We start from the raw sequence: 24,007 nt of genomic DNA on the forward strand, positions 1-24,007 counted from the left end.
GAGGAAGCAACCATGCACCAAGAACTCTCTCCTGTCTGGGTTCCATCAATCGAACAAATTCAGGCAACGAATATTGCAGCACTGATGCAGGATTTGAAGATTCACACCTATGCAGATCTGCATTCTTGGTCAATTCGCGATCGTGCAGCTTTCTGGGATGTGATGATTCAACGGCTTGGAATTCGTTTTCAGGAGCCGTATACGCAGATTGTTGATTTATCACAGGGTGTAGAGTTTTCGCAATGGCTTGTGAATGCTCGATTAAATATTGTTGAAAGCTGTTTTCAAGCTAGTGAAGATAAAACCGCGATCGTGTTTCAATCAGAAGGCGGTTCGCTGCACACTTGGACTTACAAGCAATTACAGTCACTTACGAATCGGGTTGCAAATAGCTTAGTCGAATTAGGATTTCAGCCTGGTGATGCAATTGCGATCGCGATGCCGATGACGGCTGAATCTGTCGCAATTTACTTAGGAATTATCAAAGCGGGTTGTGTTGTTGTGTCGATCGCGGATAGTTTTGCAGCAGTTGAAATTGCGACTCGATTACATATCGCGAACACTAAAGCAATTTTTACTCAGGACTTCATTTGTCGGGGTGGAAAGCAGTTACCGCTTTATAGCAAGGTTATTGAAGCGAATGCTCCAAAAGCGATCGTACTTTCTCAACACTCAGCTTCAACGGTTGAATTGCGATCTTGCGACTTAACTTGGAGTGATTTTCTCAGTCCGAATGAGATCTTTGATGCGGTTCCTATGTCTCCCACAGCCCATATTAATATCCTGTTTTCTTCTGGCACAACCGGAGAGCCTAAAGCCATTCCCTGGACACAAACAACACCGATCAAATGTACAGTTGATGGGCATTTGCACCAAGATATCCATCCGAGCGATGTCGTTGCTTGGTCAACCAATGTAGGCTGGATGATGGGACCTTGGCTGATCTTTGCAAGCTTGATGAACCGAGCTACGATCGCGCTTTATGATGGCGCACCGACGACGCGAGAATATGGTCAATTTATCCAAGCTGCTCAGGTTACTATCTTGGGTGTTGTACCGAGTTTAGTCCGAGTTTGGAAAACGACGAATTGTATGCAGGAATTGAATTGGAGCGCGATTAAAGCTTTTAGTTCGACAGGCGAATGCTCGAATTCTCAAGATATGCAGTATTTAATGTCTCTTGCGAGCAACAAGCCAGTGATTGAATACTGTGGTGGGACAGAAATTGGCGGAGCTTACATCACGGGCACTCTTGTTCAGCCTTGTATTCCAGCAACTTTTACAACACCTGCGCTAGGCTTAGATTTTACAATTCTAGATGCTGATGGTCATTCCGCAGATGAAGGAGAAGCTTTTATCATTCCACCTTCGATCGGGCTGTCTACAGAGTTGTTGAATAAAGACCATCATCAGATCTATTTTGCTGACGGACTTGATCAATCGTCTTTGCGTCGGCATGGGGATTATCTGAAGCGATTGCCGAATGGTTACTATCAGATGGGCGGTCGGGCGGACGACACCATGAATTTGGGTGGAATTAAAATCAGTTCAGCAGAGATTGAACAAGTGCTAAACACGGTTGTAGGCATTCGTGAAACCGCAGCGATTAGCACTCCGTACCATAGCCAAGGCATCGTCTCTTCTGAAGGTGGACCGAGCCAGCTTGTTGTGTATGCCGTTGTTGAGCCGAACCTACAGAAAACACAAGCAGAACTCAAAGCAGTGTTACAAATCGCGATCGCTCAACGCCTCAATCCGTTATTCAAAATTTGTGACTTGGTGATTGTAGAAGCTTTGCCTCGCACTTCATCGAATAAAGTCATGCGGCGAGTTCTGCGCGATCAATTCAACACAATTCATTCAAAGAGGTGTACCGCATGGAACTTGCAGAACGCATGAGTCGATTAGGAACAGAATCTGCTTTTGATGTTTTTGCCAAAGCACAACGGCTAGAAGCTCAAGGACGATCGATTATTCATCTAGAAATTGGGCAACCCGACTTCCCTACGCCATTTCCGATTTGTGAAGCAGCATTCCGGGCGATGAAAGATGGCTATACGGGCTATACTCCGGCAGCGGGATTGCTCGCATTGCGAGAAGCGATCGCTGAACATATTTCAACCACCAGAAATGTTGAAATTCATCCAGACGAAGTTGTGGTTACGCCTGGAGCTAAGCCGATTATCTTCTTTACGCTCATGGCGTTAGTCAATGAAGGCGATGAGGTAATTTACCCAGATCCAGGCTTTCCGATTTACCAATCGGTGATCAATTTTGTGGGTGCTCAAGGCATTCCTTTACCACTTCGCGAAGAAGTCGGATTTCGCTTTCATTTAGATGATTTGATCAATGCAATCTCTGCTCGAACTCGCTTACTCATTCTCAATTCTCCTCAAAATCCTACAGGAGGATTATTGCAAGCTGAAGATTTAGCAGCGATCGCAGAACTTGCCGATCGACATAATTTTTATGTTCTCTCTGATGAAATCTATTCTCGAATTCTTTATGAAGGTAAACATATTAGCCTGATTCAATTTCCTGGGATGAAAGCTCGTACTATTCTACTCGATGGTTATTCTAAAACTTATGCAATGACAGGATGGCGGCTTGGCTATGGTGTGATTCCTAAACATCTTGTTGAGGGAATCGTTCGTCTGATGATTAATTGCAACTCTTGTACTTGCGCCTTTACTCAGATGGCTGGCATCGAAGCGCTGCGAGGCTCACAAGATTTTGTCAATCAAATGGTCGCTGAGTTCAAGCACCGACGAGATACGATCGTTGATGGTTTAAACGCGATCGAAGGAATTCATTGCCTCAAGCCTGCGGGTGCATTCTATGTCTTTCCAAATGTGAAAGATTTACCTTTGTCGTGCAATGAACTAGCAGATTACTTTCTCAATGAAGCAGGCGTTTCACTCCTAGCAGGCACAGCCTTTGGCAAATTTGGCGATGGCTATCTCAGAATTTCTTATGCGAATTCGTTAGAAAATCTTCAAGTCGCGATCGACCGAATGCGCGCAGCAGTCATGAAATTGTAACTCTCTGCATTCAAGGCTTTTAGCGTCTCTAGTCATCCTAAATGTTCGTAAAAGGGGGAGTAAAGGATATGTCCCCTATTCCCCCAACTTGCAAGACCTTACAAATCAAGCTGTATCTGCTCACGCTACGACACTCGGCTGAGCGACATCATGCAGCGTATGCAGCAAGCGCTGAATTTCTTCTATCGTGTTGTAGTGAGTGCAGCCAATTCGCACCAGTCCTCCGCTTTTCTCAATTCCGAGCCGTTGAGTGAGATTCAGAGCATAGAAGTTTCCATTCCAGGCAAAAATACCGCGATCGCCTAATATTTTTGCAATTTCAGCAGGAGAATAGCCAGCAATACGAAGTCCGAATGTCGGCGTACGCCAGTTCAATTGCGATCGCTCCGTGATGCCGTAGAGCGTCACTCCAGGAATTTCGAGCAAATGAGGAATCAAATATTCAGACAGCGATCGCTCATGGTTCTGAATTGCTTGCATTGCAGCAGCAAGGGCACTCCGCCGATTGGTAACGATCGGTGAAACGTGTCTCCCTAACTCAGCTAAATACTCGATCGTGGCTACAACTCCTGCCAGTCCCTCAAAGTTTTGTGTTCCGGTTTCCCATCGAAATGGAACTTCTTCAGGAGCAGGGCGAGGCTTGTAAGGCTGTAGACGAGCTAAATGCTCTCGTTTGCCGTAGAAAATGCCAACATGCGGTCCAAAAAATTTGTAGGCAGAGCAAACGAGGAAATCACAGTCTAGCGATCGAACATCAATCAACCCATGAGGTGCATAGTGAACTGCATCAACAAATACCCATGCTCCTACAGCATGAGCGAGTTGAACTGCTCTTTTAACATCGTTGATCGTACCAACTGCGTTTGAGGCATAGCTGATCGCGACTAGCTTTGTGCGTTCCGTGATCTGATGTTCTAAATCCAGCATATCCAGAGTGCAGTCGCTCTCATGAATATCAACTATGCGAACAATGACACCTCGTTCTTGAAGTGCTAACCAAGGCGCGACATTGGCATCGTGATCAAGCGTTGTCACAACAATCTCATCCCCAGGCTGCAATTCTCGACCAATTGATCGACTAATTGCAAACGTCAGCGTCGTCATGTTGGCTCCAAACACAACTTCATCACGATCGCAGCCTAGAAAATCCGAAACTGCTAGTCGTGCTTGTTCGACTAGAGCCTCAGTTCGTACGCTGGTCGCAAAAGCTCCGTGCAAATTAGAATTCGACGTAGTGAAGTAGTTCGCGATCGCATCAATTACTCCCTGCGAAACTTGAGTCCCGCCGGGTCCATCCAAAAATGCGACTGGATGCCCATTCATTTCTTGACGCAGAGCGGGGAATTGGGCGCGAATCCAGTCTAGATCAAAAATAGTCATAGGACGCTCCAAACTCAATTCTCATTAGGCGGGAATAGCCCTGGGCAGGTTAAAACAAACACATCTCTAGTTCCTTGTTCATTTGTAAGCACATTGACTGGTGATGTGTAGTGAAAGTATTGAGCATCCCTAAAGACGAGAAGTTCTCCTGGATTTAAGACTTTGGTAAATGCTGGAAGCTTGTCGTCTTTTGATTGATAAAGATGAGTTTCACCCCCCTCGATTTTGTTGCGATCGACTGAGAAAATGCCAACCACATCGACCCCATCTCGATGGATTCCCTCTGGTGCAGGATTACCAGATTGGTGAGGAGATGCAGTGGTGCGAATCTGATGCACTCCAATCTCTTGGGAAGTCGAACACAGTTGGCAAAACTGGAAAAACTCCCAAACCAATCGTTGAAACTCTTCTAGCTGAATTAACTCATCATCTAGCTCAGAATACTCTCGAACTACGTCGCCTAATAATGGATTGTATTGCCTGCTCTGGAATAACCGACGGTGAGGTAACTTGATTAATCGATCTCCTACAATCTTGAAGTGAGAGAGCCGCCTAAATCGATAGTTACCTTCTAAGTAGGGATCTTTTGGAAGATGAGCGAACGATGGTCGGAACTTATCAACCTCGATCGCGGTTAACATCTCTAAAACATAACTAGCCAGACAATCCGCCTCTGGCTTAATGAATTCTTGTAGTTTAGATAGATTTAGCATTTGATTTTCTCATTTCAGTCAAACGAGTAGCTCCATCAATTGACTGGTTGTCAGCAAATCGCTGAATTAGAAATACTATGAGAGCACCATACTCCAGTTACTTCTCATCTAAAAACATGAGGGTGTTTGATAGCGATCGCTGACAACAGCTAAGTTGACAGATTAAACAATGCAGCGTTAGTTACAAAACATCATACAGAAACCATGTTGAGTTAGAGGTTTGATGATGTCTGTCTACGTACTATTGTAATGATGTTTTGATAGGATTGTCGATCCCTAGCGAATATCTCTCATTGGTCAGAGTAATTTGGGATAGTTCCTCTTCAACCGTCTATGATTTGGAACTCAGGTGACATTTTTCTGAGCAAGGATTGTTGAGAACTGCGGCACCTGTAACCCATTGCCTTGATACTCCTGGAGCGTGAAGGCATCGACCTGAATTGCATCGAATCGTGCAGATTCTGCTGCTCGAAGTAAGTCTGCTTCTGCTTTCGTGATCACTTCAGTCTTCAATGCTGCCTCAATCGATGTTTCTACCTTTCCTTGAGGTAACTGTCCGGCTCGGATTGCTTGCTTAACCTTGCTCATGACCGCTTCAGCCTGTTCACAGAGCTTGAGCGCTTGCTCTAAGCGTCCCAAGGCTTCATCGGGATGCTTCGGAAGGTAGATGCCAGACGTTAAGTGCTCTCGTTCTTCTCCTGTCGTCTGTAAGGCTTGTGCTACGCGACTTCCCTGTGTATCAGTTGGGAGCGTGCCGAGTGGATTGATTCTCACAAGGCTTAGGAGAATGGATTTAGCAATGCTAGGAATCGGCAGATTGACGAGAATTCCTTCTAACGCTTGTTGCATTTGAGCAAAGCTATAGTTCATCGCCCATTGGACAAAGATTAAATCCTCTGCCTTGTATCCTTCTGCCCCAAATCGTCTTAATGTTGCAATACTTAGATACATCCATGACAACCAATCTGCAAGTCTTCCTGTTAGTTTTTCCTGTCGTTTCAGCGCTCCGCCAAACCGAATCAATAGGAAATCGGTGAGGAATGCGAACATTGCAGAAGACCAAGCGAGCTTTTGATAGTAGCGCTTCGTGGACTTGTTCCCTGGGACAGATGCAAGATAGCCGCGTGATAGGCTCAGTAATAGTGTTCTAAACGTATTTCGGAATATTGATCCAATGTGCTTCCACAAAGCCTGATCGAATGCGATCGCATCTCCAGTTTCAATCGCCATTACTTCTGCATAGAGATAAGGATGGCAGCGCATCACACCTTGCCCAAAGATCATCAGCGTGCGGGTGAGAATGTTCGAGCCTTCAACTGTAATCGGAATCGGCATTGCAGTGTAGAAGTTTGCGAGTAGATTTCTCGGTCCGCGACAAATACCTGAACCGCCCAAAATGTCCATGCCATCATTCACAAGTTTTCGAGTCGTTTCTGTGAATTGATATTTTGCGATCGCAGAAACGACCGCAGGTTTTTCACCCGCATCGACTGCACCAACAGTATAGATTCGAGCCGCATCGAGCACATAAGTGAGTCCGCCAATTCGAGCCAGGGGTTCTTCAATACCTTCAAATCGACCGATCGAACTGCCAAATTGCTGTCTGACTTTGGCATAAGCTCCTGTAACGCGAGCAACTAACTTCGCAACACCTGTACAACTTGCCGGAAAACTAATGCCTCGTCCAGCCGCTAACGCTTGCATCAGCATCTTCCAGCCTTGTCCTGCTTGCTCTACTCCTCCAATGATTTGATCGACGGAAACAACTACGTCTTGCCCTTCCACAGGAGAATTGTAGAAGGGAACTCCCATCGGATCATGCCGTTTTCCGAGAATCATGCCCTCTGTATTCGCGGGAATCAGAATACAGGTAATGCCAACATCTTCACCTTTGCCGAGTAAATTGTCGGGGTCGTATAGCTTAAAGGCAAGCCCGATTAAAGTTGCGATCGCGCCCAAAGTAATATAGCGTTTGCGGAAATTCAACCGCACCATGAGTTTGCCATCGTCGTCTCGAAATACGATTCCTTTAGCTGTGATACTTGCGGCATCTGATCCAGCAGTTGGCTCTGTTAAGGCAAAGCAAGGAATCTCCTCACCGCTTGCGAGTCGAGGTAGGTAGTATTCTTTTTGTTCTGAAGTTCCATAATTGAGCAAAAGCTTAGCGGGGCCAAGAGAGTTTGTAACTCCAACAGTTGCAGTATGAATAAACGATCGTGAAGCAAGCTTTGCCATAACAGTGCTATAGGCAAAGTTCGAGAAGCCCAAGCCGCCATACTCGACAGGAATCATCATGCCAAAGAATCGTTCTTGCTTGAGATATTGCCATACTTCGATCGGCAAATCTTTATGACGCTGAATTTCCCAGTCTGTTGCCATTCGACAGACCTGTTCGACCTGCTCATCTAGAAAGGTCTGCAATTCAGGTGTGACTTCTGGATAAGCTGCCTGATTCATTCGCTCAAAATCTGGAACACCCGAGAAGAATTCCCCTTCGACCCACACTGTTCCAGCATTAATGGCTGCTCGCTCAGTCTCCGAAATTTTTGGCACCCGAATGACCTTCATAATGGGCTTTGTAAGCACTTGTCGCCGGATTTGAGGGATTGCTAGAACTAGCCCGATCGCAGCGTATAGGCTCCAGAGCCAGATGGGTGATTGCAACGTGAAGAGTACGATCGCGCCGTAGATGAGCCAAATCCAGAGCGACACACCGATAAATCCTAACGTCAGCAGTACGAGACTCAAAATCGTCAATTGTAAGAGAAGCAACATCGCTCATTCTCCTAAAAACTCATTGAACACAGAACTCGAAGTCTGCTTTTAACGCATCAAATTCTCAAACACTGCCGCCGCTCCCATTCCTCCACCCACACACATCGTTGCCAATCCATACCGAATCCCGCGACGTTTCATCTCATGCAGCAGCGTTGCTGTCACCCTCGCTCCTGTACATCCCAAAGGATGTCCTAACGCGATCGCACCACCATTCACATTCACAATTTCCTCATTCAGCCCAAGCTTCCGAATGACAGCTAACGATTGCGCGGCGAATGCTTCATTCAGTTCAATTAAGCCAATCTCTTCTAAACGCAGTCCCACTTGCTGTAGAACTTTCGGAACTGCAACGACGGGTCCAATGCCCATAATTTCAGGAGGAACGCCTGCTACTGCGAATCCTAGCATTCGCGCCAAGGGCTGTAGATTGAACTCTTTTAGCTTTGTCTCACTGACTAAAATTGTTGCTGCTGCACCATCTGACATTTGAGAAGAGTTTCCTGCTGTGACTGATCCGCCGACTCGGAACACCGCAGGTAACTTCGAGAGCGCTTCTAAATTGGTATCTGATCTGGGGCCTTCATCGGTTTTGACAATACTTTCCACGACCTGAGGTTTACCATCAGCGTAGAGGGTTTCGCGAATGGGAACGGGAACTAGCTCATCGTTAAATCGCCCCGATTGGATGGCTTGAATCGCTCGTTGATGCGATCGCAAAGCGAAGGCATCTTGATCCGCACGGGAAATGTCATACTGTTGCGTCACTGTTTCCGCTGTTGCTCCCATCGTGCAATAGAGCTGCGGCATTTCCGCGACCAGCGTTGGGTTGGGTAACATATCATGTCCGCCCATCGGAATCAAACTCATCGATTCCGCACCCCCCGCAACCATCACATCCGCCTGTCCAGTAATGATGGCTTGATGCGCCATTGCGATCGCTTGTAATCCAGAAGCACAGAATCGATTCACAGTTGCACCTGCAACAGAGTCAGGCAATCCAGAACGTTCAGCAATCACCCGTCCTAAATTCATACCTTGCTCTGCTTCGGGAAACGCACAGCCGAAAATCACATCTTCAATTTGATTGACATCGAGATCGGGAACTTTTTCGAGTGCAGTTTTTAGCGCGATCGCACCTAAATCATCTGAGCGCATATTCCGCAGCTTTCCACGGGGTGCTTTACCGATCGCGGTTCTGACACTACTAACAATGTAAGCTTCTTGCATGGTCTTTTCCTCAATTCCGGAGCGGCTTTTTGGTTTTGAGCAAGTGCATCATTCGTGCTTGAGTTTTTTCCTGTCTTAACAACGGCACAAATGATTCTCGTTCGAGTTGCAGTAGATAATCCTCAGACACCAAGGCAGGAGCAGTGAGTTCTCCACCTGTTAATACAAATGCCAGCCGAGATGCTAGATAGCGATCGTACGCACTCGCAAATCCGCCTTGCTCATAGACATAAGCAATCTGTTCTAATGCTGCTCGTCCCGCTTGCCCTAATACGAAGATCGAATTGTTCTGAGGCGGGGGAACATAACCAATGCGATCGAGATGTAAGACTTCTGCTTTCGCAACTTCTAATCGGTGTTCCCCACTGATCAAAATTCGCGCGTCATAAGGCAAAAATCCTAAAGCTTGCGCCTCGACTGCACTGCTCGAAACCCTGGCAATTGCGATCGTTTCAAACGCAGTTCTCAAGAAAGGTAGAACATGGCTTGGCGTTTCGGTTGCGGCTCGTTCTGCGGCTCGACTTGCCATCCGCATCAACCCACCTGCACCCGGAATCAGCCCTACTCCAACTTCTACGAGTCCAATGTAGGTTTCAGCCGCTGCGACGATTTTCGGACAAGCCATCACTAACTCACATCCGCCACCCAAAACGCGCCCCTGAATGGCTGCGACAATTGGTTTCGGGAAATAGTGAATTCGTTGGAGGAGTTCTTGAAAATTTGAGATGAGTGTTGCGATCGCGTTCCAATCCCCAGACTGTGCAATCATTCCCATTTCTGCAAGGTTCGCACCGCCTGAGAAATGATCGCTCTTGTTTCCAATGACTAATCCTTTGTAATCGCTCGTCTCTAGAATCGAGAGTGCTGCTGCAAATCCTTCAAGTACTTTATTGCTTAAAGTATTGCCTTTCGAGCGAAATTCGTACAGCAATACACCATCGCCCATCTCTAGCAACGCAGCTTCAGCATTTTTCCAAACTGCTTTCTCTTCCTCAGCCGTGACACTTGGATAGAAAGATTGTTTCACCCAAGCAGGGACAGACATTTCTGCTGCTTGCATATCGGCTAACACCGTTTCAACCCCAAGGACATCCCAAAGTTCAAACGGCCCCATATCCCAACCAAATCCCCAACGCATTGCTAGATCAATATCCTGCGGATCATCTGCAATTTCGGGAACTCGGTGGGCGCTATAGTTCAGCATTTCGAGTGTCGTTTGCCGGAAGAAATCGCCTGCTCGTCCAGAACTTGCATAAAGAGCGCGGATACGATCGCGTAAAGGTAAAGCTGCTATCGCATCAAGTTCACCCAAGTTCAAAGGCTGTGCTGCTTCATAAGCAAACGTTTTCGGATTGATGGACAAAATCTGTCTCTGTTGCTTTTTATAAAATCCCTGTTTGGTTTTTGCACCCAACATCCCGTTTGCTACCATTTTTCGCAGCACATCTGGAATTTGAAAAATCTCGCGATGCTCATCGTTAGGTACAGCTTGATAGAGATGGTCGGCAACTGCTATCAAGGTATCTAACCCGACTAAATCGGCTGTCCGAAACGTTGCAGATTTTGGTCTTCCGATCAGCGTTCCGGTCAAGGTATCAATTTCCTCGATCGAATAGCCTTGTTCAGCCCAAGCTTTGACTCCCAGCAAAGTCACAAATATGCCAATCCGATTGGCAATGAAATTTGGCGTATCTTTAGCAATGACAATGCCCTTGCCTAAGTACCTCTCGCCAAACCATTTCACGCGATCGAGAACGGCTGCATCTGTATCTTGAGTTGGAATGAGTTCCAGCAGTTTGAGATAGCGAGGCGGATTAAAAAAGTGCGTTCCTAAAAATCGCTTGCGGAATGATTCTGATCGCCCTTTTGCAATCCAACGAATCGGGATGCCGCTTGTGTTGGTAGAAACAATCGTCTCAGGCTGAATGATCGATTCTAAACACTCCATCAACTGTTGCTTAATCTGTAAATCCTCAACGACTGCTTCGATAATCCAATCCGCTTGGCGAAGTCGATCGAGATGTTCATCAAAGTTACCAAGCGTGATCCGCCTTGCAACTTTCTCGGTAAATAGAATCGGTGGCGATAGTTTCAGGGCTTTCTTCCACGCACTTTCGACTAAATCATTCTTAGATCCGGTCGGAGATGCAATGTCTAAGAGGTGAACCGTTAGCCCCACATTTGCTAGATGTGCTGCAATTTGGCTTCCCATCACACCTGCGCCTAATACTGCTACGGTTTGAAATGGTTTAAACATAACTGTTAGAGTCCTCTCTGCTAGGAGGTTGTAAACCGAGGATGAAGAGATTGAGCAAAGGTTGGACAAGCTTCAACCGGAAGAACTGGACATTCTAGTTCTTGAAGATCGAAGTCTGAAGCGTCTTGTAGCGGAGTCTTACTTTCACTGTATAACAGATGAATTTCTTTCGTGAGATTAGTTCCGAATGCTGCTTCATCTGTCAAGCGAAATCGCTTCACAGCCGCCCAGTAAGGCTGATGGCAGTTTGCTTCATCGACGATCAATTGATAGAGCGACTGCACACAAGGATGTTTCAGCAACGTCACATCATCGTCTGCTAGCCTCAAATTCCGCAATGCCTCAAGATTTGGAACAATCAATGCTCCGCACCCCTTTTGCCCTGCACCCACAACGATCGCATCTTTCACCAACGGCGACGCTTTTAAGCGCGCCTGAATGGGACGCGGTGCGATATATTTTCCACTTGCTAGCTTAAACAGTGCTTTCTTCTGTCCTGTCACCTGCAAAAAACCATCTGCTGTAAGCGCACCCAAATCCCCAGTATGGAGCCAGCCTTGCTCATCGATCGCAGCTTCAGTTCCCTCAGCATTCTGATAATAGCCGCGCATCACATAAGCTCCCCGCACGAGAATTTCCTGATCCGGCGCGATCGCAACTTCTACACCTTCGATGAGTTTCCCAACAGTTCCGGCTCGATTGGCGCGATCGCGATTACAACTTACGATCGCACTTGCCTGCGTCAATCCATACCCTTGATAGATGTCAAGACCTGCTGCTGCAAACACTGCAACTAATTCCGGCTTCAAAGCAGCCCCACCACAAAGCACATACTTCAATCGATTGCCAAACAGCGATCGCCACTGCGACAATCCAAACCGAGTCACGAATTTTTGCAGCAGCGCATCTGTTCTGGAATGCCCTAATTTATGCCGTTTTGCAAACCACAGCGTCACTGCAAGTGCGATTCGTTCTCGCCTAGACGTTAATCGCTCTGCCTGATCCATTGTTTTGCTATAAAGTCTCTCCAATAGAAGCGGCACAGTTGCTAGAATCGTGGGTTGAACTTCTTTAAGATGCTTAAACACCCGGTTCGCACTTGAAAAATAAATCGTATGCCCGTAGTAGAAATGCCCATAGAGCAAACATCGAGCAAATACGTGAGTTAGAGGCAAAAACGAAAGAACAATGTCCTCTGCACCCCAATGCAGCCGAGATAAGCTTGCAAAGGCAGCTAAGGCATTTCCTGAGAGATTCTCATGCGTTAGCATGGCTCCGAGCCATTGCCCATCCTCTCCGGGTACATAAACTAGGGTTGCCAAATCTTGGGGAGAAAGTTTCTGGTAAAGCTCCTGTACTTGGCTGTCAGAATCGGCAATCTGGCTAACTTGCTCAATTGAGTAGATGAGTTGCGGATTGCTCGATCGCCAATCTTCGGGCACATCTGCGATCAGAATGTACTTCAGATCAGATGCGTGCTCTACATAAGGTAAAACTTGCTCTAGTAGATCGAGATTTGCAACAATCAATGCCTTTGAACCGCTCTGTTCTATCACTAAAACAATGGTCTCCAGCGTTTGGGTTAGATCAATCGGCACATCGACTAACCCTGCTACCAAACAACCCATATCAGAGATCGCAAAGTTGACATCGCTTGGCATCAACAATGCCACGCGATCGCCATGTACCAATCCCAAATTTAAGAATCCCAATGCTAAGATTTCCGCTTTTGTGCGAAATTCTTGATTTGAGAGCGATCGCCAGCCTGCTTCTGTCCATTGATTCAATGCAGTGGCATTCGGGCGTAGTGCGCAAGCTTCTTCTAACAACGAGGGCAAAGTCCGTCCGAGCAGAGATGCCGGGTGATCACGTTGAGTGAGTTCCTTAACTCCAAACATCGATCGCAAGAAGAATCCAATTCTTCTCCTCCATAGGTAAATTAAGCTTCAATAATCAACGGCTGACACGTTTTTGCGCCAATCAAGTGCCGTTTCAACCAGTCTTTGAGATCTGAGAATACTAGCTCACAATCGGCATCCATATACAGATCGTGATAGTTTCCTGGATATTCCCGATGCTCTTTATCTGGGAAGATAACTTGCTGGAAGAATAAACGGCTGCCTTCGGGTAGCGTCACGTGGTCGCTACTTCCGTGCATAATCAGCAGCGGAATGTTTAACTCGGCTGCATGACGATAAATCCAGCGAACCGTCGAAAAGTATTCCGTTGCGAGTCGTGCACTGGCATAGTCATGTCGCAGCGGATCGTTGAGATACGCTTCAACGATTGGATTGCTCGCTCCGAGGTGACGAAGACCCAAACGTAAGCTAAATCGTGGGACAGTCCGCGACATGATTCGACCGAGCGCTAACTTCACGAGCGAGATTTTTACTTTTCCCAATGCAGGTGCTGTGACAATCAAGCCCTGAATTTCATCGGGCGATCGTAGAACATAATCGAGCACGATCGTACCGCCCAAACTATGCCCCCATAGAATCATCGGGCAACTGGTTCGCTGCGATCGTACAAAGCGTAAAAAGAGGCGTAAGTCTTCTCGAAACTCCGCCCACGCATTGATATGTCCTCGTTGTCCTGCTGAACGTCCATGCCCTCGTAAATCGAAGGCATAGACTTCATAGCCTTGCGGTACTAAATACTCCACTGCATTCTGAAATACATTGCTATATCCACCTAAGCCATGCACTAATGTAACAACTGCCTGACTCGGCTCGTCAGGATGCCAACTTTGATAATGAAGATTCATCCCCTGCCATCCGGCAAGAGTTCCTTCTCGATGTTTCATAGATTTAATAATCCTTATCTAACCCGTCGCTTTGTAGATGAAGAGAAAAGCGATCCCATTAGAGATGAAGCAATTACCTAACATTGCTGCTAGAGCGCTCCCTCTCTAGAAAAACTAAGTAAATTTAGATGAATTAAATTGAATGTTACGATTCAACTTCAACGGCTGCAATATCGAGCGCAGTTTGCGTTCTGCACGTTTATATTCCTCCAACATTGCTTATGTCGCAATTCTAAACCATCTGTGAAATTAGAGAAAGTGAGGATTCATTTTGCTCCCCATCTTTCCGAATTTTACAAATGGAATAAGATTGCTGTAGGATGCTTAACTTCACTTTAGTAATTTTGAGAGTGACCATCAAGTTCCTGAGTTAATTTTTAACAATCATCTGCAATGCCTTTTCTGATCCAGAACTCAGATTGGAAGTAAGTAAATTGCTACCTAAGTATGGAATTCCCATTCTCAAGTATGAGAAATCTCAAAGGACTTGCAGTCTAATATTGCAGGATACAGCTAGGAGCAGAATGGCTATGAAATCTTGGATGATTATTGCAGGTGTTACCTTCTTCGTTTCATTAGGGAGTTTTTTGTTTCGACCGCGTCAAGATTTAGGGTGGGTAAGGCGACTAGAGCTTCCCCAGTGGTTAGCAGTCATCGAGCCAGCAATTCCTATCATTTGGACAATTGTGTTTGCTTGCGGCGCAGGATCTGCAATTTTAGTCTGGCAGCAATCACCAGGCACATTCAACACTTGGCTCTTGATGCTTGGGTACTTGCTGTTAGAAATTGTCACTGTGGCTTATATTCCTTTAACGTTGAGGCTTCAGAGCTTAGCGATCGGGACAGTTTTAGGCGGAGTCGGGGTTGGTTTGGGACTTCTGCTTATGGTGGTGGTTGCTTTGATCAATGTGCAGGCTGCTTTGCTGCTGGTGCCTTACCTGGTTTGGAGTCCGATCGGAACTTATGCAACGCGGGAATTAATTGAACTCAATCCAGACTCTATTTGAATGCGGCTTTTTCTGCTCTCGGTAAACCTGCCGCTAAACTTTAACCTAGTAATCAAGCGCATTCGTTTTTCGGAGCGGGGAGATGGGGAAAACCCAAGCTCAGATTGTTTCTTATCTCCCTATCTGATTTATTGTGGTGAACTACTGGTTTGTCAAAATTATTCAGATCCGCAAAACTTCGATCGCGCTTTGCAGTGGCAAGAATTCTTCTATAGCTCAAAATGAGCAAAGGATAGATGTGGCATTTGCAATCTGCGATCGCAAACTTTACTGACTCTGCAGTTTGATACTACGAGAAGTGCAAACCCGAAATCTAGTTGTTTGAATTGAGAGAGCAAAGTAAAAGCAGTCCAGTGATAAGAGTTGGGTTCTAATTCCTCTACGACAACCTCAGAGCAAGCGCTCAACCCCTAAATCCAGAATCACTAAGGGTTGAGCGGAGCCTTTTCAGAGTTGACTTGATTGCCTGGGCTACTATTTTCGACGAATTGCAATTGTGTAAGACGGTCTTTGTTTTGCTTCGCGCTGGGTTTTCACAATCCGCAAGTCATGATCGACATAGAGATGCTCGAACTTTGGCGTCGCCAGATAGGTCTTCTCAAACTTCTTCACTGTATTGCGATCGAGATTTTCTAGCTTCAGTTCTTTCGGCAATTCTGTTTTTGTGTTGAATTCTTCGATGCGTTTGTCTAAGACTTCATCAAACCAGGCTTCTGCTCGTTCGATCGTCAATGGGAAAATTCGCCGTCTGACTGCTTGATCGATCGCGACATTTTGAATAAACCATTGCCCGTCGCGAATCTCAAATTTCTGCATCACCATCAGATCATAGGCTGCGAGAAAACTAGAAAGCTTATTCAGCCAGCCCACGCGATGCCCAGGTGCGTAGCGTGCAATGTTGGCATAGTAGCCATTATCGTGAAAGATTTGATACGACTTATCATGCTCCCGACCGGGTAACGCATCATGAAATGGAATCGTTGACCAGATCGGTGTCCACACTCCGAGTACGATCGGAATTTGATCGGCAACGATAGGGTAGGGATTGCGTTGCTGAAGTTGTTCAAAATAGGGGGCGAGTACGTCCTTATGAAACAACACCTTTTCTTTCAAAGGAGCGCCATCTCTATCTTTCGTTAACGATAAAATTTCTTGCTTCAGTTCCTCAGTACTCAGGCGCTCTAATCGAACATCATTCGCTAGCATAGGTTGTGCTCCGATCACTCGATCAATGTGGGTTCATCACAACTCTAAGTTAAGAAAATTATCAGAGTTTCCTCTCTGTCTCCAGTTGTGATATAGAAGATCGAACACTAGCTAAAAGATAGATTTGATAGGGAAATAGGGAAATGGGGAGCAATCTGAATCGAGTTCTCCCTATTCCCCCATTCGCTTGTTTTATATCGGTTTCGACTCCGCTCAATCTGCACAACTCGGTGACCTAGCATCTTGAGTGAAGTCGAACCGAATCTTTCTCAATCAGGTATTTGCAAGCTTACTTGCGGTGCATTTGTGACCAGACGCGAGTTGGTAAGCCCCAAACGTAGATAAAGCCCTCAGCCGCTTTGTGATCGAATTGATCTTCTGCGCCATAGGTTGCTAGATCGGGGGTGTAAAGCGACAGTTCTGACTTGCGACCGACGATCGTCGAATTGCCCTTGAACAATTTCACGCGCACGGTGCCACTGACCACTTCCTGTGTCTTCTGCACAAAGGCATCTAACGCACTTTTCAATGGGCTGTACCACAAGCCGTTGTAAATCATTTGAGAGTAAGTCTCTTCAATTCCACGCTTGTAGTGAGTCACATCTGCGGTCAGCGTCAGACTTTCCAAATCCCGGTGCGCTTGAATCAAAACGAGCAATGCCGGAGTTTCATAAATCTCGCGAGATTTGATGCCCACCAGTCGATTTTCGACCATATCAATCCGACCGACTCCGTGATTGCCGACTCGCTCATTGAGTTCTGTCACAAGATCAATCGGATTCAAGACTCGACCGTCTAAGCTTACGGGAATTCCTTTGTCAAACCCGATTTCAACGTAGTCTGGCTCGTCGGGCGTGTCGGCGATCGCTTTCGTCATCGCATAGATTTCTTCCAAGGGTTCTGTCCAAGGATCTTCGAGCGGACCTGCTTCAATACTGCGACCGAGTAAATTACGATCAATACTGTACGGCGAGGATTTTTTCACAGGCGACGGAATGCCGAATTTTTCACCGTATGCGATCGTTTCTTCCCGGCTCATGCCCCATTCGCGCGCCGGAGCCAGCACTTTCAAGTCAGGGTTGAGCGCTGCGATCGCGACATCAAACCGCACCTGGTCATTGCCTTTTCCAGTGCAACCGTGTGCAACTGCATCAGCTCCATATTCTGCGGCAGCATCGACCAACAATTTTGCAATCAGAGGACGTGCCAAAGCCGTCGAAAGGGGATAGCGATTCTCGTACAAGGCATTCGCTTGAATTGCTGGAAAAGCGTAATCTTTGATAAAGCTGACTTTGGCATCTGCGACGAGAGAAACCGAAGCCCCCGAACTCAGGGCTTTCTCTCGAATTGGCTCTAACTCATCGCCCTGACCCAAATCTGCTGCTAGCGTGATCACCTCTTCCACGCCCCATTCTTGCTTGAGGTATGGAATACAAACGGATGTATCGACTCCTCCGGAATAAGCCAGCACAACTTTCTTTGCACGACCCATGGTTTGCATCTCTCTAATGTAAGACGATCAAGTTTACAATTATGCGGGCAAAATTCTGTATCGCATGACAGGAGTTGCGTAGAATTCTGGACTTAAGTCTTTTTTTCTCTGGGGTGGGGAGTGGGGAGTGGGGAGTTTCTATTTAAGAATTTCTCAGACCCGGCAACATTCCGGCTTGAACCACGATCGAGGATACTAAGAACGTGCCACCGAGGAGAGTGCTTTGTGTTTTTGAGTGTTGTCATTCCCACGTACAACCGTAAACCGATTCTAGAAAAGTGTCTGAGAGCAATGGAACGTCAGACCTTTGCGGATTACGAAATTGTCGTCGTCGATGATGGTTCAACCGACGGCACAGTTGAGTGGTTGCAGTCTCATGCGGCAGAATTTCCTCATGTCAGATTGTTCTGCCAAAATCACGGGGGTGCAGCGGGTGCTAGAAATTATGGAGTGGAGCAGGCGAAAGGAGACACGATCGTCTTTATTGACAGCGATTTAGTAGTCACAGATGTGTTTCTTCAATCCCATGTTGAAACACTGATTCAAGGGCAAAAAGAACTTGGACATGATCGCCTATTTACCTATGGTCGCGTGATCAATACGGCAAATTTTGATGATCCAACGTCTGAACCGTATAAATTGACGGACTTTTCTGCGGCTTACTTTGCGACGGGAAATGTGGCGATCGCGCGTCATTGGTTAATTGAAGCAGGACTTTTTGATACCGGATTTAAACAATACGGTTGGGAAGATTTAGAACTTGGAGTGCGCTTAAAAAATTTAAGGTTGAAGTTGATCAAATGTCCCGAAGCGGTTGGATATCACTGGCATCCTGCTTTTTCGCTGGATCAAATTCCGCGATTAATTGATGTGGAATTTCAACGCGGACGAATGGGAGTTGTGTTTTATCAAAAGCATCCGACCTTTGATGTGAAGATGATGATTCAGATGACTTGGATTCATCGCGTCTTATGGGGCGTTTTGTCGATCGGGGGATTGTTGAATGAGAAAACACTGACTCCTGTAATGCGATCTCTGATTCAACAAGGCAAACCCCAGCTAGCTGAACAAGTCGCTCGAATTTTCTTGAACTGGTATAACGTCAAAGCGGTTTATGCGGCTTATGCTCAATCACAGAAGTAGAGAAAGCCGAGCTAAAATGCCTGTAAATCGAATGAATAGGGCAAATGATTTTATCAACCCTTGATCTGAAACCGATTATCGACTTAACCGACGAGCAGTTCTATCAACTGTGTCGCGCAAATCCTGATCTCAAATTTGAACGCAACACAGACGGGAAAATCACAGTTATGTCTCCAACAGGTGGAGAAACTGGCAACCGAAATTTTGAAATTGGGACAGAATTCGGGATCTGGAATCGTCAAGCTAAGTTAGGAGTTTGCTTTGATTCTTCGACTTGCTTCAAGCTCCCAAATGGTGCAAATCGTTCTCCCGATGTTGCCTGGATTGCTCAAGATCGTTGGGATACTCTCACTCCGCAACAGAAGGAAATTTTTCCTCCCATTGCGCCAGATTTTGTTCTCGAATTGATGTCACCAACAGACGCACTCGAAGCAACTCAAGCTAAACTTCATGAGTACCTAGAAAACGGGGTAAAGCTTGGCTGGCTAATCAATCGCAAGACTCGAAGAGTTGAGATTTATCGTTTGGGTCAACCTGTTGAAGTGTTAGACAACCCTTCTCAACTTTTTGGTGAAGATGTCCTACCGGGATTTGTTCTCGACTTAGCGATCGTGTGGTAATTCCTATAGATTATGGCTTCTCCGAGTTTGTCCACATACTTTGTCTGTATTGGCGAAAACTTCACAGGGTTCTATCACTCTCGTTCCTAATCGCCTTCCTCAATCGGCATTGCCTTATGGTGTTTCTCCTTTTAACCAGTTAAACAATGTTCCAACGCTCAGTTGAAAGTCATGAGCAAACGCGGGAACAGGTAAGAAATCTTCTGGAGCGTCGAGATCGAAGTAATGAGGTTCTTGTTTAGGTTGATAAATAAAGACTGAGAAATCATCTGGATCGATTAACCAGCCCATCTGGCATCCATTTGCAAGACATCGCAAGACTTTCTTCGTCAGCGTGGTTGCGCTCTGCTCAGGTGAGAGAATTTCAATGATCCAGTCTGGAACAGAGACAAAATCATCGCTGATGTTTCCTGCTTCATCAAATGAAATGCGATTCCAGGTAAAGACTGCAATATCTGGCACAATAGAGCGTCCTGCAAAAGTACAGCGCAATTCTGGAAATGCCCAACCAAGCTTCTGAGGTTTGAGTTTGGCATTAATGGCTGGAACAAGCTCTCCTTGAAGAGTGCTGTGCTTAACTTTAGGCATGAATTTCTGAATGATTTCGCCATCAATGTATTCGCTGGCAGGCTTGGTTTCTGGAAGGAGCAGGAATTCCTCAAGTGAGATAGATTTTAGGGAAGCTTGAACCATTCTTTTCTTCCTAACGCTTGCCTTTAATTCTAGGCGATCGCAAAAGCCTGTCTATCGTGGCACCTGCAAAAGGGCTTTTGAGTTTCCATTCACAGGCGTAGCAATGTGAGTAGACAGACTTTATAAACTGCTTTCTCAAATGTTGACCGGAACTCACCTTACAGAAAATCCGATCGCGCGGCTTGCGTTTTCTCAAGTTCAGCCTGCAACTCTTCCCATTTCTCTTGCTCAATCAATTGAGTGATTTGATCTAATCGGTCTCGATAAACTGAGAGCGATCGCAATACCTCGCTTTTATTAAACCGAGCCATCATTACGCCTAATTCGGGATTTCCACCTCCGACGCGGCTCGTATCTCGAAATCCTGAACTCGCTAACATTTTGGCTAAATTCAACACTGCTTGATCCGATTCGCTCAAACAAGCTGAAATCAGACTTGCACTGGTCATGACTGGCAAATGTGAGATCCATGCCACTGCGCGATCATGCTCCTCCGGCTGGCAATGAAACAGCTTGACCTGTAGCGGACGTAACAGTGTTTCAATTCGTTCTACAGCCGATTTAGGTGTGACATCCGTGGGAGTTAGCACGTAAGGATTGCCTGCAAATAATCCGTGCAACGCGGCCTCAATTCCACTCTCAGCGGTTCCTGCCATAGGATGTCCGCCCACAAAATTTTTCCAGATTGGAGACAAATCTTTGACGATCGATGCTTTAACTGAGCCAACATCGGTTACAACGGTGTCTAGAGAAATATGCGGGATCAATTGTTGAACAGTTGTCAAAATATGCACAATCGGGGTACATACAAAAATCGCATCCACATCCGCCATCAGTGCCAAATCCGAATCGGCTTCGTCTACGGCTCCCCGAGCGATTGCCAATTCGCATGTGCGTGCTTTGCGACTCACCCCCAACACGGTATGCCCTTGCGATCGCAAATCCAAACCGAGCGATCCGCCAATCAACCCCAAACCGACAATCCCAACTTTCATCTCCAATTTCTCCAACCTGTTACAGGTAATTCTGCGCTACAAGTGGGCATGTTAGCGCTGAATTTACTCCGAAAATTTCAACTTTGCGATACGAGGATTGACAGACCTGTATGAACGTTGAGGAACTTCTAGAACAATATGCTGCCGATCAGCGGGAATTTTCGGGGCTGAACTTGAGCGGAGTCAATCTACCCGGAGTAAATTTAAGTCGATCGACGTTCGCTCAGGCAAATTTTAATGCAGCGAAGCTGACCAATTCAGATTTCAGCAATTCAAGCTGTGAGTACGCTAAATTTCACGGAGCCAAGCTTACCCTCTCCGATTTTAGTCATGCAAATCTTCAACACGCAGACTTAAGCCATGCAGAATTAACTCGTGCAGACTTTAGCGCGGGAGACTTACGATCGGCGAATTTGAGCTACGCCGATTTACGCGATGCGAAATTGCGAGGTAGTAACTTAAATGCGGCAAATCTGAGCCGTGCTGATCTTCGCTATGCCAATTTAATCTCCGCAACGCTACAAGGCGCAAATTTGACCAATAGCGAACTCAGTAGCACCGACTTATCGGGTGCGGATCTGCGTTGGGCAGAACTGCGGCAAGCTACGTTAAATCGTGCCAATCTTCAAGGCGCAAACCTGCGAGGTGCAAACTTACGTTGGGCAGATCTCAGCGGCGCAAATTTACGATGGGCAGATTTGACAGGCGCGAAATTAAGCGGCGCAAACTTAACGGGAGCGGATCTCAGTCATGCCATCCTGCTTGATGCAACTTTAGTGCATGTTGATTTATCGCGATCGAATCTCGCTCATGTAGATTGGGCAGGTGCTGATTTGAGTGGTTCCAATCTCACAGGCGCAAAACTCTATGCGGTGTCTCCGTTCGGCGTGAAAACCGCAGGTGCAACCTGTCGCTGGATTGATCTCAGCCAGAATGGCGATCAGAGTCAGATTTATCAATTTATCAGTGAGAATCTCAGCGAATATTTTCATGAGTCTCCGCCGATCGTTGAACTTGTGATTGACGATCGCTTAAGTTCAGATGCGCATTGTGCTTTGGCAGTGGCGTATCAACAACTCGCACGCCAGAAGAACGCGATTGTCCCTCCTCAAATCGAAGTACATAAACGGCGCACGATTCTACGATTTGCGCTTGATCGGGATGAGGATCTGTTTTCTACAGCATTTATTGCGATTCTGCCTTTTACGGATGCCAAAGTCGCGCAGAGTAATTTATTACACCTGCTCAAATCGGTTCCACTTCAAGAGATTGATGATTCGATTGGAATCCAGGCATTTCAGGTGCTGGTGACAGTTTTGAGCGATTCGATTCAAAAAATTGACCGCTCAAAGTTAGTGCAAGCAATTCCAACGGCGATTCAAAAAATTCGCTTTTTCCAAGCCCCAACGAGATTAATGCTCTCGAATTCTGCTCAGCGATCGCTTGCCATCTACGAGAATCCTCTATTCGGCAAGCGTCGGATTCAGTACAGTCCTGAAGCAGAACTTCCATTTCTCAATCAACCGATCTCATTTGTGCTGCCTAGCCAAAGTGAAGTGATCGAATTCCTGCAAGGGTTCCAAGCAAGACGATAAGATGCTCGGTGTACATCACGAGTCTTAGCAACTATGGAACGCCTCGGATTTATTGGGCTTGGCATCATGGGAAAGCCAATGGTGCGGAATCTGTTGAAAGCAGGGTATGCGGTCACAGTCTTTAATCGATCGCAAGCCGCGATCGACGAACTGGCTCAAGCGGGTGCAAATCCTGCGACTTCACTCCAACAAGTTGCAGAACAATCTGACATCGTGATCACCTGTCTGCCAGATTCGCCTGATGTGGAAGCCGTGGTGCAAGGACTGCTCAAAGGGTTGCGATCCGGGATGTTATTCATCGATATGTCTACGATCGCGGCTGCAACCTCAAAAAAGATTTATGCCGAACTGCAAGCGCGTGGAATTCAAGCCTTAGATGCGCCAGTTTCAGGAGGCGATATTGGGGCACAGCAAGGAACATTGTCGATCATGGTTGGTGGAGAGGCATCGGCATTCGATCGAGCTTTACCCGTCTTACAAGCGATGGGCAAAAATATCGTTCACGTGGGTGATTCAGGAGCCGGACAAATTACCAAAGCCTGTAATCAAATTGTCGTAGCGATGACGGTGCAAGCGGTTGCAGAAGCGCTGACGCTTGCGAAAAAATCAGGGGTTGATCCGGCGAAAGTTCGAGATGCTTTACTGGGCGGATTTGCCCAGAGTCGTGTGTTAGAAGTTCACGGCAAGCGGATCTTAGAGAATAGCTTTCAACCTGGATTCAAACTCGATTTGCATCGCAAGGACATGAATATTGTGCTGCAAACTGGGCGCGAACTAGGTGTTCCTTTACTAGGCAGTAGTCAGGTCACGATGCTGATGGATGCATTGATTGCTCAAGGAAAAGGCGGATTGGATAATGCAGCGATCTCGCTCCTGTACGATCTCTTGTCTACTCAAAATTGATTGATGCTTGTCTTTGCATGACATCGCACTGCTGATTGATGTGTCAGAGCGTGCAAGTTGGAGGAATAGAGGCGATTTCTTCTGCTCTGCTCTTCTGGGGAATCTGGTAGTTCTACGAGGATCAATTTAGGGGGCTTGTGTTCTGATGATTAGA

Annotated in this window: 18 protein-coding genes; 7 read left to right on the forward strand and 11 right to left on the reverse strand. The window is 46.4% G+C overall.

Annotated features, from left to right (window positions below):
• The first annotated feature begins 12 nt into the window (after positions 1-12).
• Both LEPBO_RS0126855 and LEPBO_RS0126860 read left to right on the forward strand, forming a co-directional pair.
• Positions 13-1,899 (forward strand): AMP-binding protein, encoded by a 1,887-nt coding sequence (locus tag LEPBO_RS0126855; RefSeq protein ID WP_017290687.1) that lies wholly within the window; start codon positions 13-15, stop codon positions 1,897-1,899.
• Positions 1,878-3,041 (forward strand): pyridoxal phosphate-dependent aminotransferase, encoded by a 1,164-nt coding sequence (locus LEPBO_RS0126860; protein WP_017290688.1) that lies wholly within the window; start codon positions 1,878-1,880, stop codon positions 3,039-3,041. The genes LEPBO_RS0126855 and LEPBO_RS0126860 overlap by 22 nt, the downstream gene beginning before the upstream one ends.
• 120 nt (positions 3,042-3,161) lie before the next feature.
• Here the strand turns inward: LEPBO_RS0126860 and LEPBO_RS0126865 are convergent, their stop codons facing one another.
• From LEPBO_RS0126865 to LEPBO_RS0126895, 7 genes are all read right to left on the reverse strand, one after another.
• On the reverse strand, positions 3,162-4,421 hold the full coding sequence (locus LEPBO_RS0126865) for a cysteine desulfurase-like protein (RefSeq protein WP_017290689.1): 1,260 nt from the start codon (positions 4,419-4,421) through the stop codon (positions 3,162-3,164).
• Positions 4,422-4,435: 14 nt separating this feature from the next.
• A complete protein-coding gene (locus LEPBO_RS0126870; protein ID WP_017290690.1) occupies positions 4,436-5,134 on the reverse strand; it encodes a 2OG-Fe dioxygenase family protein in 699 nt (232 codons plus the stop codon).
• A 345-nt stretch (positions 5,135-5,479) separates the two neighbouring features.
• Positions 5,480-7,909, reverse strand: coding sequence for an acyl-CoA dehydrogenase (locus LEPBO_RS0126875; protein WP_017290691.1), 2,430 nt, complete (start codon positions 7,907-7,909; stop codon positions 5,480-5,482).
• A gap of 48 nt (positions 7,910-7,957) precedes the next feature.
• Entirely contained in the window at positions 7,958-9,139 is a 1,182-nt protein-coding gene (locus tag LEPBO_RS0126880; RefSeq protein ID WP_017290692.1) for an acetyl-CoA C-acyltransferase, read from the reverse strand.
• 10 nt (positions 9,140-9,149) lie between these two features.
• Positions 9,150-11,396, reverse strand: a complete 2,247-nt coding sequence (locus tag LEPBO_RS0126885; protein WP_017290693.1) for a 3-hydroxyacyl-CoA dehydrogenase/enoyl-CoA hydratase family protein — start codon at positions 11,394-11,396, stop codon at positions 9,150-9,152.
• A gap of 20 nt (positions 11,397-11,416) precedes the next feature.
• Complete coding sequence (locus LEPBO_RS38420; RefSeq protein WP_017290694.1) at positions 11,417-13,294, reverse strand: AMP-dependent synthetase/ligase; 1,878 nt, start codon at positions 13,292-13,294, stop codon at positions 11,417-11,419.
• Positions 13,295-13,335: 41 nt separating this feature from the next.
• Positions 13,336-14,199 (reverse strand): alpha/beta hydrolase, encoded by an 864-nt coding sequence (locus tag LEPBO_RS0126895; protein WP_017290695.1) that lies wholly within the window; start codon positions 14,197-14,199, stop codon positions 13,336-13,338.
• 530 nt (positions 14,200-14,729) lie between these two features.
• Between LEPBO_RS0126895 and LEPBO_RS0126900 the strand changes: the two genes are divergently transcribed.
• The gene (locus LEPBO_RS0126900) at positions 14,730-15,206 is read left to right on the forward strand and encodes a tryptophan-rich sensory protein (protein ID WP_197693314.1); all 477 of its coding nucleotides are present in this window, start codon (positions 14,730-14,732) and stop codon (positions 15,204-15,206) included.
• Positions 15,207-15,680: 474 nt separating this feature from the next.
• Here the strand turns inward: LEPBO_RS0126900 and LEPBO_RS0126910 are convergent, their stop codons facing one another.
• Together LEPBO_RS0126910 and LEPBO_RS0126915 are read right to left on the reverse strand one after the other, a co-directional pair.
• Positions 15,681-16,412, reverse strand: coding sequence for a hypothetical protein (locus tag LEPBO_RS0126910; RefSeq protein ID WP_017290698.1), 732 nt, complete (start codon positions 16,410-16,412; stop codon positions 15,681-15,683).
• 289 nt (positions 16,413-16,701) lie between these two features.
• Complete coding sequence (locus LEPBO_RS0126915) at positions 16,702-17,904, reverse strand: argininosuccinate synthase (RefSeq protein WP_017290699.1); 1,203 nt, start codon at positions 17,902-17,904, stop codon at positions 16,702-16,704.
• A gap of 225 nt (positions 17,905-18,129) precedes the next feature.
• Between LEPBO_RS0126915 and LEPBO_RS0126920 the strand changes: the two genes are divergently transcribed.
• Both LEPBO_RS0126920 and LEPBO_RS0126925 read left to right on the forward strand, forming a co-directional pair.
• Positions 18,130-19,047: a glycosyltransferase family 2 protein gene (locus LEPBO_RS0126920; protein WP_026148957.1), complete on the forward strand. Its 918-nt coding sequence runs from the start codon at positions 18,130-18,132 to the stop codon at positions 19,045-19,047.
• Between the two features lie 44 nt (positions 19,048-19,091).
• The gene (locus LEPBO_RS0126925; RefSeq protein ID WP_017290701.1) at positions 19,092-19,667 is read left to right on the forward strand and encodes a Uma2 family endonuclease; all 576 of its coding nucleotides are present in this window, start codon (positions 19,092-19,094) and stop codon (positions 19,665-19,667) included.
• 114 nt (positions 19,668-19,781) lie between these two features.
• Here LEPBO_RS0126925 and LEPBO_RS0126930 read toward each other — a convergent pair whose 3' ends face one another.
• Positions 19,782-20,360, reverse strand: a complete 579-nt coding sequence (locus LEPBO_RS0126930; protein ID WP_017290702.1) for a Uma2 family endonuclease — start codon at positions 20,358-20,360, stop codon at positions 19,782-19,784.
• Between the two features lie 158 nt (positions 20,361-20,518).
• Positions 20,519-21,355: a prephenate/arogenate dehydrogenase gene (locus LEPBO_RS0126935; RefSeq protein WP_017290703.1), complete on the reverse strand. Its 837-nt coding sequence runs from the start codon at positions 21,353-21,355 to the stop codon at positions 20,519-20,521.
• 110 nt (positions 21,356-21,465) lie between these two features.
• Between LEPBO_RS0126935 and LEPBO_RS0126940 the strand changes: the two genes are divergently transcribed.
• Together LEPBO_RS0126940 and LEPBO_RS0126945 are read left to right on the forward strand one after the other, a co-directional pair.
• Positions 21,466-22,950: a pentapeptide repeat-containing protein gene (locus tag LEPBO_RS0126940; RefSeq protein WP_017290704.1), complete on the forward strand. Its 1,485-nt coding sequence runs from the start codon at positions 21,466-21,468 to the stop codon at positions 22,948-22,950.
• 33 nt (positions 22,951-22,983) lie between these two features.
• A complete protein-coding gene (locus tag LEPBO_RS0126945) occupies positions 22,984-23,853 on the forward strand; it encodes a 2-hydroxy-3-oxopropionate reductase (RefSeq protein WP_017290705.1) in 870 nt (289 codons plus the stop codon).
• Positions 23,854-24,007 lie beyond the last annotated feature (154 nt).

This window comes from Leptolyngbya boryana PCC 6306, from assembly GCF_000353285.1.
GTDB classification, from domain to species: domain Bacteria; phylum Cyanobacteriota; class Cyanobacteriia; order Leptolyngbyales; family Leptolyngbyaceae; genus Leptolyngbya; species Leptolyngbya boryana.

Excerpts from the sequence above, each read along its gene's own strand:
- LEPBO_RS0126855 (WP_017290687.1), top strand. The coding sequence starts at position 13 with ATGCACCAAGAACTCTCTCCTGTCTGGGTTCCATCAATCGAACAAATT.
- LEPBO_RS0126860 (WP_017290688.1), top strand. The coding sequence starts at position 1,878 with ATGGAACTTGCAGAACGCATGAGTCGATTAGGAACAGAATCTGCTTTT.
- LEPBO_RS0126865 (WP_017290689.1), bottom strand. The coding sequence starts at position 4,421 with ATGACTATTTTTGATCTAGACTGGATTCGCGCCCAATTCCCCGCTCTG.
- LEPBO_RS0126870 (WP_017290690.1), bottom strand. The coding sequence starts at position 5,134 with ATGCTAAATCTATCTAAACTACAAGAATTCATTAAGCCAGAGGCGGAT.
- LEPBO_RS0126875 (WP_017290691.1), bottom strand. The coding sequence starts at position 7,909 with ATGTTGCTTCTCTTACAATTGACGATTTTGAGTCTCGTACTGCTGACG.
- LEPBO_RS0126880 (WP_017290692.1), bottom strand. The coding sequence starts at position 9,139 with ATGCAAGAAGCTTACATTGTTAGTAGTGTCAGAACCGCGATCGGTAAA.
- LEPBO_RS0126885 (WP_017290693.1), bottom strand. The coding sequence starts at position 11,396 with ATGTTTAAACCATTTCAAACCGTAGCAGTATTAGGCGCAGGTGTGATG.
- LEPBO_RS38420 (WP_017290694.1), bottom strand. The coding sequence starts at position 13,294 with ATGTTTGGAGTTAAGGAACTCACTCAACGTGATCACCCGGCATCTCTG.
- LEPBO_RS0126895 (WP_017290695.1), bottom strand. The coding sequence starts at position 14,199 with ATGAAACATCGAGAAGGAACTCTTGCCGGATGGCAGGGGATGAATCTT.
- LEPBO_RS0126900 (WP_197693314.1), top strand. The coding sequence starts at position 14,730 with ATGAAATCTTGGATGATTATTGCAGGTGTTACCTTCTTCGTTTCATTA.
- LEPBO_RS0126910 (WP_017290698.1), bottom strand. The coding sequence starts at position 16,412 with ATGCTAGCGAATGATGTTCGATTAGAGCGCCTGAGTACTGAGGAACTG.
- LEPBO_RS0126915 (WP_017290699.1), bottom strand. The coding sequence starts at position 17,904 with ATGGGTCGTGCAAAGAAAGTTGTGCTGGCTTATTCCGGAGGAGTCGAT.
- LEPBO_RS0126925 (WP_017290701.1), top strand. The coding sequence starts at position 19,092 with ATGATTTTATCAACCCTTGATCTGAAACCGATTATCGACTTAACCGAC.
- LEPBO_RS0126930 (WP_017290702.1), bottom strand. The coding sequence starts at position 20,360 with ATGGTTCAAGCTTCCCTAAAATCTATCTCACTTGAGGAATTCCTGCTC.
- LEPBO_RS0126935 (WP_017290703.1), bottom strand. The coding sequence starts at position 21,355 with ATGAAAGTTGGGATTGTCGGTTTGGGGTTGATTGGCGGATCGCTCGGT.
- LEPBO_RS0126940 (WP_017290704.1), top strand. The coding sequence starts at position 21,466 with ATGAACGTTGAGGAACTTCTAGAACAATATGCTGCCGATCAGCGGGAA.
- LEPBO_RS0126945 (WP_017290705.1), top strand. The coding sequence starts at position 22,984 with ATGGAACGCCTCGGATTTATTGGGCTTGGCATCATGGGAAAGCCAATG.